12 protein-coding genes are annotated in these 13,214 nt (G+C 38.2%); 1 reads left to right on the forward strand and 11 read right to left on the reverse strand.

The annotated features are described in order from the left end of the window. Positions 1 to 6 precede the first annotated feature (6 nt). The 5 genes from LMF32_RS12510 to LMF32_RS12530 all read right to left on the reverse strand — a co-directional run bounded on the left by LMF32_RS12510 (position 7) and on the right by LMF32_RS12530 (position 6,427). Positions 7 to 1,794: an ABC transporter ATP-binding protein gene (locus LMF32_RS12510; protein WP_230524955.1), complete on the reverse strand. Its 1,788-nt coding sequence runs from the start codon at positions 1,792 to 1,794 to the stop codon at positions 7 to 9. After that, on the reverse strand, positions 1,791 to 3,545 hold the full coding sequence (locus LMF32_RS12515) for an ABC transporter transmembrane domain-containing protein (protein WP_230524956.1): 1,755 nt from the start codon (positions 3,543 to 3,545) through the stop codon (positions 1,791 to 1,793). The genes LMF32_RS12510 and LMF32_RS12515 overlap by 4 nt, the downstream gene beginning before the upstream one ends. Before the next feature lie 125 nt (positions 3,546 to 3,670). Continuing rightward, positions 3,671 to 3,907 carry a YneF family protein gene (locus LMF32_RS12520; protein WP_092479926.1) on the reverse strand — a complete coding sequence of 79 codons (237 nt, stop codon included), beginning with the start codon at positions 3,905 to 3,907 and terminating at the stop codon, positions 3,671 to 3,673. Positions 3,908 to 4,088: 181 nt separating this feature from the next. Then, positions 4,089 to 6,083, reverse strand: coding sequence for a transketolase (gene tkt / locus LMF32_RS12525; protein WP_230524957.1), 1,995 nt, complete (start codon positions 6,081 to 6,083; stop codon positions 4,089 to 4,091). A gap of 101 nt (positions 6,084 to 6,184) precedes the next feature. Beyond that, a complete protein-coding gene (locus LMF32_RS12530; protein ID WP_092479924.1) occupies positions 6,185 to 6,427 on the reverse strand; it encodes a DUF896 family protein in 243 nt (80 codons plus the stop codon). Between the two features lie 225 nt (positions 6,428 to 6,652). Here LMF32_RS12530 and lexA point away from each other — a divergent pair, with 225 nt between their 5' ends. Next, positions 6,653 to 7,276 (forward strand): transcriptional repressor LexA, encoded by a 624-nt coding sequence (gene lexA / locus LMF32_RS12535; RefSeq protein WP_230524958.1) that lies wholly within the window; start codon positions 6,653 to 6,655, stop codon positions 7,274 to 7,276. 69 nt (positions 7,277 to 7,345) lie between these two features. On the opposite strand, the gene LMF32_RS12540 is transcribed toward lexA, so the two are convergent. The 6 genes from LMF32_RS12540 to LMF32_RS12565 all read right to left on the reverse strand — a co-directional run bounded on the left by LMF32_RS12540 (position 7,346) and on the right by LMF32_RS12565 (position 13,204). Then, on the reverse strand, positions 7,346 to 7,858 hold the full coding sequence (locus LMF32_RS12540; RefSeq protein WP_188204741.1) for an adenine phosphoribosyltransferase: 513 nt from the start codon (positions 7,856 to 7,858) through the stop codon (positions 7,346 to 7,348). A gap of 37 nt (positions 7,859 to 7,895) precedes the next feature. Next, positions 7,896 to 10,229, reverse strand: a complete 2,334-nt coding sequence (recJ, locus tag LMF32_RS12545) for a single-stranded-DNA-specific exonuclease RecJ (RefSeq protein WP_230524959.1) — start codon at positions 10,227 to 10,229, stop codon at positions 7,896 to 7,898. Between the two features lie 140 nt (positions 10,230 to 10,369). Next, on the reverse strand, positions 10,370 to 11,236 hold the full coding sequence (locus tag LMF32_RS12550; RefSeq protein WP_230524960.1) for a DegV family protein: 867 nt from the start codon (positions 11,234 to 11,236) through the stop codon (positions 10,370 to 10,372). Between the two features lie 22 nt (positions 11,237 to 11,258). Beyond that, on the reverse strand, positions 11,259 to 11,819 hold the full coding sequence (locus LMF32_RS12555) for a DUF1836 domain-containing protein (RefSeq protein WP_230524961.1): 561 nt from the start codon (positions 11,817 to 11,819) through the stop codon (positions 11,259 to 11,261). A 178-nt stretch (positions 11,820 to 11,997) separates the two neighbouring features. Continuing rightward, a complete protein-coding gene (locus LMF32_RS12560; protein ID WP_230524962.1) occupies positions 11,998 to 12,375 on the reverse strand; it encodes a lipopolysaccharide assembly protein LapA domain-containing protein in 378 nt (125 codons plus the stop codon). 28 nt (positions 12,376 to 12,403) lie between these two features. After that, positions 12,404 to 13,204 (reverse strand): SDR family oxidoreductase, encoded by an 801-nt coding sequence (locus LMF32_RS12565; protein WP_230524963.1) that lies wholly within the window; start codon positions 13,202 to 13,204, stop codon positions 12,404 to 12,406. Positions 13,205 to 13,214: the final 10 nt, after the last annotated feature.

Consider the following 13,214-nt stretch of genomic DNA (forward strand, 5'->3'; position numbering starts at 1 on the left):
TCATAGTTATTCTGTCAATCCGCTTTTTTGTAGTTCATACATGCCGTAATAAACGCCTTTTTGATTTAGTAATTCATCATGTGTACCTTGCTCAACAATTTCACCATGGTCCAATACTAAAATCAAATCAGCATCGCGAATGGTCGACAACCTGTGAGCAATTGCCAACGTTGTACGGCCTTTTCGCATTTTTTCCAAACCTTCTTGAATCAGCACTTCCGTTTCCGTATCGATATTAGCGGTAGCTTCATCAAGAATCAGTATTTTAGGATCCGTCACAATCGTGCTGGCGAAAGAGATCAATTGCTTTTGACCGCTGGAATAACTAGCTCCCCTTTCAATTACTTTAGCATTGTATTTGTGAGGCAGTGCTTCAATAAATTTATCTGCTTGGACAAATTCTGCCGCTTTTCTAATTTCAGCATCGGTAATCGCTTTATTCTTTAATCGAATGTTGTCTTTGATAGTCCCATAAAACAAGAAAGAATCTTGCAGAACCAGCCCCATGTTAGAACGCAACTCGCTAAGCGGGTAATCTTTGATGGAGACCCCATCGATTAAAATATCCCCTTCATAAAACTCATAGAAACGCATGATCAAATTAATGATCGAACTCTTCCCGCTGCCTGTATGCCCCACCAGAGCTACGGTCTGTCCAGGATAAGCTGTAAAGCTGATATTCTTCAGCACCTTATGTTTTCCATCGTAAGAAAAAGAGACATCTTTAAACTCGATATTTGCGAAAGTGATTTTTGCATCTGACTGCTCATTTTGTTCAGGTGCATATTCTTCGTTATCCAATACCTCCAGTACCCGACTGCTCGAAACGATTCCATCTTGAAATATACTTAGACTGTCCATCATTCTCGTCATCGGTTGAAAAAAGTTGCGGACGTAGGATGTAAAGGCATAGATCACACCAACTTCAACAAATCCGTTTAGTGCATCGAATCCAAAAAAGGAAAGAATGAACACTAAAGCCGATGTATACAGCAAATCGATGATTGGACTTAACAACAATGTATTGATTTTAGTCATTTGGTATCTTGAACGGAAATAAGACATATTCGTTTCTTCAAAGTCTTCTTGGAATCTTTTTTCTTGTCTAAACTGTTGAATGATACTCATGCCAGTGATCGATTCCGCCAGCTTAGCATTTAGAATTCCAAGCTTTTCCCTCATACTTCTATAAAGGAACGAGCTCTTTTTCTGGTACAGCCAAATGACTACAATCAAAATCGGCAAAAACGTCATGATCCATAACGTGACTTCTGCATTTAGCGTATACATCGCAATAAAGGAAATACTTAGACCTAAGATTCCTTCTATGACAGTTAAAAATACTGTCCAAAACTCTTTTATCGTCTCGGTATCATTGGTGACTTTTGAAACAATTGAACCTGCAGGAGTCCGGTCAAAATAATTCATTCCTAATTTATGCAATTTAGTGTAGACTGCATTTCGGATTACAGCGACCGTTTTTTCAGAGGCCATGTTGTAATGGTACAAATTAAAATACCAAATAACAGCTTTCAATAACGTTGCCCCGGCATACAAACTTCCAAATAAAAGAACGACTTGCACTGTAGCTGTCCCTTGCGTAAAATAGCCATCAATCAATGTTTGAACGATTCGAGGCAATAACGCATTGGTCACAGCGAGTAAACCAGCAAAAACAATCGAAGCTGCAAATTGTCCTAAAAAAGGTTTTGCAAACGAGAAAATCCGCTTCATAGTAGTTAGTTGTTCTCTCAAAGGAATTTCTCGTGACCAAGCTGATTGAGTGTTTTTCATTTTACAGCCCCTCCTTCGATTTGTTGTTCGAGTTGCTGTTGCTCATACATCTCTTTATACCAGCCATTGTTTGCCAATAGTTGTTCATGCGTACCTCTTTCGATCACACGACCATCTTCTAACACCAGGATTTCTTGAGCATGCATTACGCTGCTGATTCGATGGGCTGCTATGATTGTCGTTTGATCAGAACGCTCATCTTTTAAGGCGGAAAGAATTTTTTCTTCTGTCTTAGCATCTACAGCAGACAAAGCATCATCCAATATCAACAATTCAGGATTGGTGATCAATGCTCGTGCGATCGATATCCGCTGTTTTTGACCTCCTGATAGAGAAACACCACGTTCTCCAACTTCTGTTTCGTATTGCTGAGGCATCTCGAGAATATCTTGGTGAATAGCCGTCAACTTCGCTGCACGCTTGACCTCAGCCATACTCAGGTTTGGATCAGCGAATCGGATATTGCCTGCTATAGTATCCGAAAATAAAAAGTTGTCTTGAGGAACATACCCAATCCGTTTCAACAACGCATCCAGTGAATAATCACGGATATCCTTTCCACCGTAGAGAATCGTTCCTTCATAATGGTCATATTCCCTTAACATCAATTCAAAAAGCGAAGTCTTACCTGATCCGGTTTTACCAACGATCCCTAAAGTCTGACCCTTATCTAAGTGGAAATGTACATCACTTAATACGGCTTTTTCAGACGAAGGATAAGTAAATTTTTGAATCGTTACATCTACGTTTCCTGATATAGGAGTTGTCACGGGGCGGGTGTTTTCTTGGATAGAAGATTTATTGTTCAATAGTTCTCTGATTCGATCATAACTTGCACTTCCTCTTTCCAAAATATTAAACAAGCGTCCAACTGCTAACATCGGCCACGTCAACATAGAGATGTAAGTAAAGAACGTAACAAATTCTCCAATAGAAATCACCTCATTAATGACAAAAGATCCACCTAAAATCATCGTCAGCACATAGGACATACCCGTTATGATCGTAATGACAGGATCAAATAAAGAATCTACAATATAAACTTTTTTGTTTTCTTTTACCACTTGTGCTGTTTTTTCCTTAAACTCTTGGATATCTTCTGTTTCTTGTCCAAAAGTTTTGATCACTTTCATTCCTGAAACACTTTCTTGTGTTTTGTCGTTTAAGTGCGAAAAAGCAGCTTGAGCTTCTCTGAACGATTTATGAATTTTTGTTCCTAAAATACGCGAACATAGCGCTAATAATGGCAGTGGAATTAAAGCCAATAATGCCAGCCGCCAGTCCACTACTAAAAACATCGCAATGATTGTCGCACTTCCTGTAGAAACAGAGTCTGCTAAGGTCAAAATCCCTCCTGCGGCAACCATTCGAATAGCCCGTAGATCGTTTGTAGCATGTGCCATCAAATCCCCAGTTCGATAGCGTTGGAAAAAGTGCTTATCCATTTCAGTAAAGTGCTGGTACAACTGCGTTCTAATGATTCGTTCCAACTTTGATGCCGTCCCGAATATGTTGATTCGCCATATGTACCTTAACAAATACTGGGCTACAGCAGTAGCCCCCAAGAGAGAGACCCACATGATTAAAGACTGCATCGTTATCGTCTGTGAAGCGATTTGGTCAACGATGATCCCAATAATCCTTGGAGGCAGCAACGCTATAATTGAAACTATAAAAAGCGCTATTACTCCAGAGATATAAGCCTTTTTCTCTTGTTTAAAAAACCACCCTAATTTCTTGAATATCCCCATTTACGTCGTCACCTACCCCTAATTTTATACCCTTTTCGTATACTCTCTATCCTACTAAAAAAGATAAAAAAACGAACAGAAATGTCTTCCTGTTCGAAAATACTATTCAACTAACCATGATTAGTTTATTTTTTTTTGTTTTTTTTCTCAGATTGTACTTTCATAGACGCCATCATTTGTTTGATTTTCTTTTCAGATGGTTTTTGGCCCATTTGCATCATCATCATACGTAGCATGTCTTCGTTTACTGGTGGATTTTTTTCAAAATAATCCATCATGTATTTTCTAGAGATGAAAAATCCTCCAACTAATCCTGCAATTAAAGCAAGCACAATTAATAAAATTGCTAATCCTAAGTTCATTCTTTCTTCACTCCTTTCAAAAACCTCTCAGTTGTTAATTGTACTAAATATTGACCGAAAAATAAATAGGCTTTCGCAGATTTAAAAACCCACGCTTTTTTATTTTTCTTTCATCGGTTTATGAAAAAGGGAAAAGCTATACAATTATTCTGTATAGCTTCCGTCCCAAATTCATTTAATTTTATAGATTATTAAATGTTTCTACAACGTTTTGCGTAGTAAAACCGTAGTTTTTGATTACAGTTGCGCCTGGAGCACTAGCTCCATATTTGTCGATACCGATTGTAGCTCCGTCAAGACCTACATAACGTTCCCAACCAAATGTAGCTCCCATTTCAATTGATACACGTTTACGGATTTCTCTTGGAAGAACACTTTCTTTGTATTCAGCACTTTGTTTTTCAAATAGATCCATACTTGGCATAGATACAACTGAAACGTCTTTTCCTTGTGCTTTCAACTCTTTTTGAGCTTCCAAAGCTAAGGCAACTTCAGAACCTGTAGCAATCAAGATACCTTCAGGTTTTTCACCATCTTGAGGAGAAAGGACATAAGCACCTTTTTGGATGTTCTCGCGAGCTAATTCTTTCGTTTTTGGCAATACTGGCAAGTCTTGACGACTCAACACAAGCATTGTCGGGTGATCTGTTGATTTCATCGCAATTTCCCAAGCCGCTGCTACTTCATTTCCATCAGCTGGACGAAGAACAGTTAAGTTAGGCATACTGCGTAAGCTTGACAAGTGCTCAACTGGTTCATGAGTTGGGCCATCTTCTCCAACAGCTACAGAATCATGTGTAAACACGTAAGTTACAGGCAATTTAGAAATCGCTGCTAAACGAACTGCTGCTCTCAAGTAGTCTGTAAAGACGAAGAACGTTCCTACATAAGTCTTCGTTCCTCCGTGAAGTTGGATTCCATTTGCCGCTGCCGTCATAGCGAATTCACGAACACCATACCAGATATTGCGTCCTTCGTATTGACCAGCTTCGTAATCGGCTACTCCATCAATCATTGTGTTGTTTGAAGAAGACAAGTCTGCTGAACCGCCCCATAAGTTAGGAACATTTTTAGCGATTGCATTCAATACTTGACTGCTTGTTTTACGAGAAGCTGCTGCTGCGTCTCCTTCTTCATATACAGGTAAATCTTTGTCCCATCCTTCTGGTAACTCGCCATTGAATCCAGCTTCAAATTGTTGAGCTAGTTCAGGGAATTCTTGACGATAAGCTTCGAATGCTTTATTCCATTTTTCTTCAGCTTCCGCACCAGGATCTACGATCATTTCTTCAAAACGAGCTTGTGCTTCCATTGGTACATAGAAGTCCTCGCCTTCCCATCCGTAAGCCTTTTTCGTTGCTTCAACGCCTTCGATACCTAATGGAGCACCATGGACTTTATGTGAACCAGCGCCCGGAGAACCGAAGCCGATAACAGTTTTCACTTCAATCAATGATGGTTGATCAGGATTAGCTTTTGCTTTCTCTATAGCTGCATTAACTTCTTCCAAATCGTTTCCATCTTTTACCAAGATGTGTTCCCATCCGTAAGCTTCAAATCGTTGACCAACGTTTTCTGTAAATGATTTAGATGTCGGTCCATCTAATGAGATGTCATTGGAATCATATAAAACGATCAATTTACCTAATTTAAGGTGTCCTGCTAAACTTGCTGCTTCAGCAGAAACACCTTCCATCAAGTCGCCATCACCGCATAAAGCGTAAGTATAATGGTCAACAATCGTATGATTTTCTTTATTGTAAGTAGCCGCTAAATGAGCTTCAGCCATCGCCATACCTACACTATTTGCGATACCTTGTCCAAGTGGACCAGTTGTAGCTTCAACACCATCAGTATAATGAACTTCAGGATGTCCTGGAGTGTTGCTTTCCCACTGACGGAAATTTTTCAAATCATCAATCGACACTTTGTATCCAGCTAAGTGAAGCATGCTGTATAACATCATAGAACCGTGTCCAGCAGAAAGAACAAAACGGTCACGATCTACCCAGTGAGAATTTTTAGGATTTGCTTTTAAATGTCTGCTCCATAAAACATATGTCATTGGTGCAGCACCCATTGGTAAACCAGGGTGTCCGGAGTTGGCTTTTTGCACTCCGTCAATACTTAACGTACGAATGGTATCTACAGCTAATTGATCTACTTTATCGAACAAAAAATATCATTCCTTTCAATTTTCAAACTAAATAAAATGCTTACATTACTTTTATATCATACCATTTTTTACACTTAAATGGTGAACTTTTTGCATTAAATTTATCTGCCGTGCAAACCTTTGTCTTTTTGAATTTTTTTCACTTTTTCAGGCGTTACATCATTTCCTTCTTCATCCATGACTTTCATACCTTCTATGTGGTTTCTCATACCGCCTCTAAAAGCTTCTAGATAAGCTTCACGTAATTGTTTTTGCTCTACTTGTTCTGACATGGTCAACCCTTCAGAAGTTTTAGATTTTTTTGCTAATTCATTGATTCGTTTGATTTGATCTTTTGGCAACATTTTATTCATCCTTTCTTTTACTTACCCAATATACCAAAAACACAGCTATATTTCAGCCTTTATTGTCCTATTTGTGTATGAAAAAGAGCTTTATAAAAACAATGCGCAGATTTTTTTGTCTTTTATTTCATTTCTTTGTTTAAAAGGCGAACGTTTGTTTGAAAAACGTTTCTATTTGTGCTATTCTATCAACAAGAGTAAATAAGAATTGAGGTGTATCCTATTATGAAAAAAACGCCAGCATCCAGACAACTAGAAGTACTGCAATATATTTATGAACAAGTAAAAGAAAAAGGCTTCCCGCCAACAGTTCGAGAAATAGGACAAGCCGTTTCATTGTCTTCAACATCAACAGTCCATGGACATTTATCTCGTTTGGAAAAAAATGGTTACATCCAACGTGACCCTAGTAAACCAAGAACAATCGAATTAACCGTTGAAGGATTGACTCAATTAGGAGTGGGAATGAATAAAATTCCGCTATTAGGAACGGTTACAGCCGGTGAACCTATTTTAGCTGTAGAAGAGGCAACAGACTTCTTCCCTATCCCTCCAAGCTTAGAATACGAAAATGGCGCATTGTTTATGTTGACCATTCGAGGAGAAAGCATGATCAATGCAGGTATTCTTGATGGAGACGAAGTGATCGTCAGAAAGCAGTCCAGTGCAGACAACGGAGACATCGTTATCGCAATGACTACTGAAGATGAAGCAACCTGCAAACGATTTTTCGTAGAGAAAGATCATTACAGACTTCAACCAGAAAACGATTCTATGAGCCCTATTCTATTGGATGAAGTAACCATTTTAGGAAAAGTGGTTGGTTTATACCGCAGCCATGTATCTTAATCCATTTTCTAAAAAAATTACCTCGAGAACTGTTTGAACAGCTCTCGAGGTTATTTTTTTGTTTTTATCTTAATATTCAGCAAGTGCTAAAATATCATAGCCTTTGATTTTATCGCGGCCTTTCAAGTCTTTCAATTCAACGATGAACGCTGTTCCTACAACTACTCCGCCTAATGACTCGATCAATTCAATAGTAGCAGCAATCGTTCCGCCTGTAGCCAATAAATCATCACACACTAAAACTTTTTGTCCAGGTCGAATGCTGTCTTTGTGTAATTGTAATGTATCTTGTCCATATTCTAAACCATAGTTCACTTCTACTGTTTCGCGAGGAAGTTTCCCTTTTTTTCTAGCAGGAGCAAATCCGATTCCTAGTTCATAAGCAACTGGGCATCCTACGATAAATCCACGTGCTTCAGGTCCAACAATCATTTCTACGCCTTTATCTTTAGCGTATTTCACGATTTCGTTAGTTGCGTAACGATAAGCTTCGCCATCCGCCATTAGTGGTGAGATATCTCTGAAGATGATTCCTTCTTCAGGAAAGTTTTCTACATCAGCAATATAATTTTTTAAATCCATTTTCGTTTGTCCTCCGTTCACTAGTCGAATAAGTATATTATTCGCCAGTGGATAATTGTTGCAATAGCCACTTATCTACTTCCCAGGAGTGACTATACACTAATTTTTCTTCTGCACTAATTCGTTGCAATTTCTTTTGATAAGTTAGGGCTTGAGTCAAATCTTTTTTCTCAGGGTTTTCGATTTGATTTAAAAGTCCATTGTCTATTTTAACAAATCCGACTTCAAAAAACACCTGTATAATGAAAATTAATCGATTTTCTTTGATATTTAATGTCTTCGCTAAAATTGACAGTTGATTTTTTACATCAATGTTTTGATGAGAACGAATAAACTTATACGTTTCAGCGAACTTTTCTCTACTCGGCATTCCTTCTAAATAGTCATTAGATGAACTATAAAAAGAATAGGAAATATTCTCCAGCTGATTGTCTTCCAGCACTAACGAAAGCATCGTCATAGATGGTGGACAGTCGACCAGTACAAGATGTTTATTTTCCATTTTGAATTCTTTAGCTTCTTTTCGAGTTTGAACATTGTGGCTCTTACTGGAATGATGGATTTTATCCTTGAAACGCATATGATTTTCAGGATCAAAAAACACAAAATCTGCTTGCTCATTCTTCCATAGAGTTTCCGGTATCTGAGTTCCACGATAATCAAAGCATTGAATCCCTTTTACAGCTACATCTTCCACTCGGAATTGCAATTTTCTTGCTCCGTTCCACTCATTGATCTCCAATTTTCCGATAGTAGACAACATGGTTTTCTCAGGAATCTTATCTACTAACTCCCCAAACCCGAAACCAATACTGTCTAAAAGGTATTGATCAAGTTGCACAGACATCTTCAAATGCGTACCATCCGCTCCGATTTTTCGAATCGATTGAACTTCAACATCATCCAATAAAAAAGTCGGTTTTGGATTATCGGTGCCAAATGGGGCTAACTGATTGATTTCTTCAATTGCATCAACCGTTAAATCACTTATCTCAAGCACCTTATCGATTTGGACTTCTTCTCCCATTTCTCCAGCCACTTGCTGTGTAACTGCATATTCATTTAATTTCGCTTGAATTTTCTCAATGTTTTCCAGCGGTACAGTTAGTCCTGCAGCCATGTGATGACCGCCAAAAGCTGCTGTTAATGGGCGCACAGTATCTAATGCTTCATACAGATGAAAGGCTTGTACACTTCTGCCCGAACCTTTAGCCGTTCCATTTGCTTGATCGATGTTTAAAACAATCGTAGGCTTACCGGTCTTCCCAACAACTTTGCTGGCTACGATTCCTAATACGCCTTCATGCCATCCTTCTTTCGCTAGTACATAAACATTGGTTTCTGTATCGATTTCTTCCAACATGTCAAACGCTTCATCGGTGATTTGCTTAACGTATTTTTGTCGCTCTTCATTTTTTGATTGAATGAACTGAGCAATCGATTGGGCTTCACTGTCATCAAATGTGGTCAATAATTTTACAGCCGGCGAAGCATCGCCTAGTCGTCCAGGTGCATTTAGTCTAGGTCCTATAATAAACCCGACGGATTCTTCACTTAAATCGTTTTTATTCACATTAGCGATCTCATACAACGCATTTAAGCCTATGCGTTGTGTTTGTTTCAATGCTTCGATTCCTTGCATAGCTAGGACTCTGTTCTCGTCTCGTAAAGAAACTAAATCGGCAATCGTTCCTATAGCGACCAAATCCAATAACTCTACAGGCATTTCACCCAGCAAAGCAGTAGCTACTTTAAAAGCCACTCCTACACCTGCTAAGTCTCCAAATGGATAATGGCCTTCAGGGTGACGCGGATGAACCACAGCAAATGCTTGTGGCAGCTGCTCAGGTAATTCATGGTGATCCGTCACGATGACATCTACACCCAATTCATTCGCTTTTTGAATCGCTTCATGTCCTGAGACCCCATTGTCGCAAGTAACAATCAACTGGCAGCCTTCTTGGATCAACTTTTTAAAAGCTTTTGTGTTAGGCCCATATCCATCTGTAAAGCGATTCGGAATATAGAAATCCACGTTTGCCCCAATCATTTCAAGAGTTTCCAACAATACAGACGTACTTGTCACACCATCTGCATCATAATCTCCATAAATAATGATTTTATCTCCGTTTTCTACTGCCATCATGATGCGTTCAACTGCCCGTTCCATGTCATGCATCAAAAAAGGATCGTGTATGCCTTCTTCTGTAGGTTGAATAAAACTTTTTATTTTCTCTTCGGTGTCTAACCCTCTTTGCAGACACAGCGAAATAAACAACGGCGAATAAGACAGTTGTTCAGCTAGTTCTTTAATGAGCGGTTTATGTTGTTCTTCATTTACTAATTTCCATTTCATACGAGCTTTAATCACAGTCTTCACTCCCAACTCTATCAGTATATCAAATTAGCGGTTTGATTGATAGAAGAGTGAGCAGGAAAGCTTTACGATCAAATAAAAAAACTGTAAAAAGAACAAGGCTACTCCCTGTCTCTTTACAGTCTTGACACTGCTTAATCTTCTAATTGACTTATCGCAATACCGATCAATCCAGGTCCTGTATGCACACCCAATGCAGGACTGAGGGTTTCATAGTAAAAATCACGGATATTCGGCAACATTTCTTTCATTGTTTCAGCGATTGTATCGATAATTTTTTTCGTTTCTGTTCCAGCATAGCAAACAGCTACATCGTACTTTTTAGCTTTGTTCGCGAACTCGATAGAGCAGTCGATCGTTTTTTGAATCCCTTTTTTACTTCCTCTAGCTTTAGTTACAGTATAATAAATTCCATCATCATTACACGAAATAACCGGTTTTAGATTCAATAGGTTTCCAACAAGTGATGAAACCAAACCAATTCTTCCACCCTTTTGCAAATACTCTAACGTATCGACATAGAAATGAATCTTGATTTTTTCGATTCCATCTTGAAGTTTTTGTTTAATGGTTTCCCAATCCATCCCTGCTTCCACGTAAGACAACGCTTGTACAGCGTGCAGACCGCTGCCGATCCCTACGTTTTTCGTGTCTAGGACAAATACATCTAAATCCTCTACTTCTTCAGCCATTAAGCGCACCATGTTGTTTGTTCCGCTTAATCCGCTTGAAATCGTAATAGCGATAACTTTAGTATATCCCTCTGCTTTAATCTCGTTTAGCATATTTTTAATGGTTTCCCCATCAGGTAAAGACGTTTTAGGGATCTCTTCTTTTAAGCGGTCGTATAACTCTTCCGGTTGAATATCCACTTTATCGGTGTATTCGCCGTCTTTATAAATGATTTTCAACGGGATCACTTTCATATTTCCTTGTTCCAAAACATTTTGCGGAACATCTGATCCTGAATCAACTAGAAAAGCAATTTTTTCATTCTTCATTTTTCTAATCGTCCTCCATTAATTACTTATTTTGACTTTCTTGACTGTTGACAACGCTTAACGAAGCTACCAATTTTTCTGTAGCAATTTTTGTAGCAACTGCTAGCGTGGCATTTCGTACCAGCATCGTTTTTTCGTCGGTATCATCTTTCATCAACGGTAACAGCTCTGTTTCTCCAATACGAGATGCAACCGCTTTTAAAGCATATTCTTGTTCGCAGCAGAATAAATTATAAGCTTCCCTGATGCCGCTCACGGAAGCTTGATAAACAATTCCGTCTCTCACTTCAGGAATGGTGATGACTTGTTTAAGAATGGAGATCGCAATCAAGTACGCCAAGTGCTTCTTAGTATACTTTTTCTTAACGGGCTTAGGAATCACTTTTAATTTTACATAGTTGTTCACCATTGAAGACGTAATGATCTTCTTATCGTGTGTCGGATTAAAAATCATCAAATAATTTTCAATCAACGTAATCACTTGATCCATGTATAAATCAATATCCGGTAAATCATCCCATCTAGGCAAATGATACTTTTCAACGTCCGCAGTCCACTGCATTAACTCTTCATTATACGTCATTTTTTCATATCCTTTTTTAAAAGATAATTTATTTTAACACATTCTATATAACTAGACAAATTAGTTATTAGAACTAGATGATGAAAGTGAAAAAACTACTTTGAATTTTGGATTCCTTGCTAACTTTCAAAGTAGTTTTCAATTCACTGATACCCCTGCTTTTAAAAAGCTCAATAGCCTAGTCTATTTTGACTGTTTGAGCATCTGTTGCCGTTAACTGGGCTTTCAATTGTTGGATCTGATTGTTTTTTTCACTTAATTCTTTTTCATGCTCTTTATGGATTTGTGAGATTTCTTCTTGTTGTTTAGACTTTGAAGCCTCAATTTCTTTTTTCAACTGCTTGATTTCCTTACGATCATGCATAATCGTGCCTGTAGAAATCAAAACGGCAATCAAAGCACCAATCAGCAGTGAACCTAAAATGACCATAATAAGCGGCCAAGAAGCTACAGCGAACGCAAAATTTACTGGTACCAATTCCGTATTCATAACTGCAAAAGCAGCAATCAAAATGACCAATACTAACGCTATGATTGTTGTCCATTGTCTTTTCATCTGCAAAAACTCCTCACATTAAAGTTTTTTATTTTTTATCAAACAACGTTGTAGCCAAATAATCTCCAGCTGTTGGGAATAAAGTGTAAAAACGACTAGCAATCTCCATTGATTTCGGAAGGTTCAATTCACGCTTAGAGGATCCAATCATTTTTACCACTTTATAAGCGACTTCTTTAGGATCTAACACTAACTTATCTACTTTTTCCAAATAATCTCCATTTTTATCCGCTTTATCGAAGAAAGATGTTTTAACTGGACCCAAATTGACAGTAGTTACTTGAATAGATAAAGGTTTCAACTCTAAACGTAAAGCGTTCGTGTATCCGATAACAGCAAACTTGCTGGCTGAATAAATAGTCGATTTAGGTGTAGCCATTTTGCCTGCCATTGAAGCGATGTTTATGATGTGTCCTGTTTTACGATCAGCCATATGTATAGCGGCTAATTGAGAAGTATACATTAATCCTAGCACATTTACGCGGAACATATCTTCAGCAATGCTCATATCCGTTGTCAATACACTTTCAAAATGTCCAAATCCAGCGTTGTTGATCAACACATCTATGGGTCCAACTGTTTCAATGATCTCATTGAACGTAGCTTCGATTTCTTCTGGATCTGCAATATCTAAAGAAAATAAATACGCTTTTTTCCCAGAAATTTTTTCACAATTTTCTTTCACTACCTTTAGTTTATCTAAACTACGAGCAGCAACTACAACAGTCGCGCCTTTTAAAGCTGCTTCATAGGCGATTTGTTCTCCCAATCCGGAAGATGCCCCCGTAATAAAAACAACCTTATCTTGTAAATGGTTAGTAGTTTTCACATCAATAGCC

This window comes from Desemzia sp. C1 (assembly GCF_020882875.1).
Taxonomy (GTDB): Bacteria; Bacillota; Bacilli; order Lactobacillales; family Carnobacteriaceae; genus Desemzia; species Desemzia incerta.

What these genes read in the sequence shown, in the direction of transcription:
- LMF32_RS12510 (WP_230524955.1), bottom strand. Translation starts at nt 1,794, where the DNA reads ATGAAAAACACTCAATCAGCTTGGTCACGAGAAATTCCTTTGAGAGAA.
- LMF32_RS12515 (WP_230524956.1), bottom strand. Translation starts at nt 3,545, where the DNA reads ATGGGGATATTCAAGAAATTAGGGTGGTTTTTTAAACAAGAGAAAAAG.
- LMF32_RS12520 (WP_092479926.1), bottom strand. Translation starts at nt 3,907, where the DNA reads ATGAACTTAGGATTAGCAATTTTATTAATTGTGCTTGCTTTAATTGCA.
- LMF32_RS12530 (WP_092479924.1), bottom strand. Translation starts at nt 6,427, where the DNA reads ATGTTGCCAAAAGATCAAATCAAACGAATCAATGAATTAGCAAAAAAA.
- lexA (WP_230524958.1), top strand. Translation starts at nt 6,653, where the DNA reads ATGAAAAAAACGCCAGCATCCAGACAACTAGAAGTACTGCAATATATT.
- LMF32_RS12540 (WP_188204741.1), bottom strand. Translation starts at nt 7,858, where the DNA reads ATGGATTTAAAAAATTATATTGCTGATGTAGAAAACTTTCCTGAAGAA.
- LMF32_RS12550 (WP_230524960.1), bottom strand. Translation starts at nt 11,236, where the DNA reads ATGAAGAATGAAAAAATTGCTTTTCTAGTTGATTCAGGATCAGATGTT.
- LMF32_RS12555 (WP_230524961.1), bottom strand. Translation starts at nt 11,819, where the DNA reads ATGACGTATAATGAAGAGTTAATGCAGTGGACTGCGGACGTTGAAAAG.
- LMF32_RS12560 (WP_230524962.1), bottom strand. Translation starts at nt 12,375, where the DNA reads ATGAAAAGACAATGGACAACAATCATAGCGTTAGTATTGGTCATTTTG.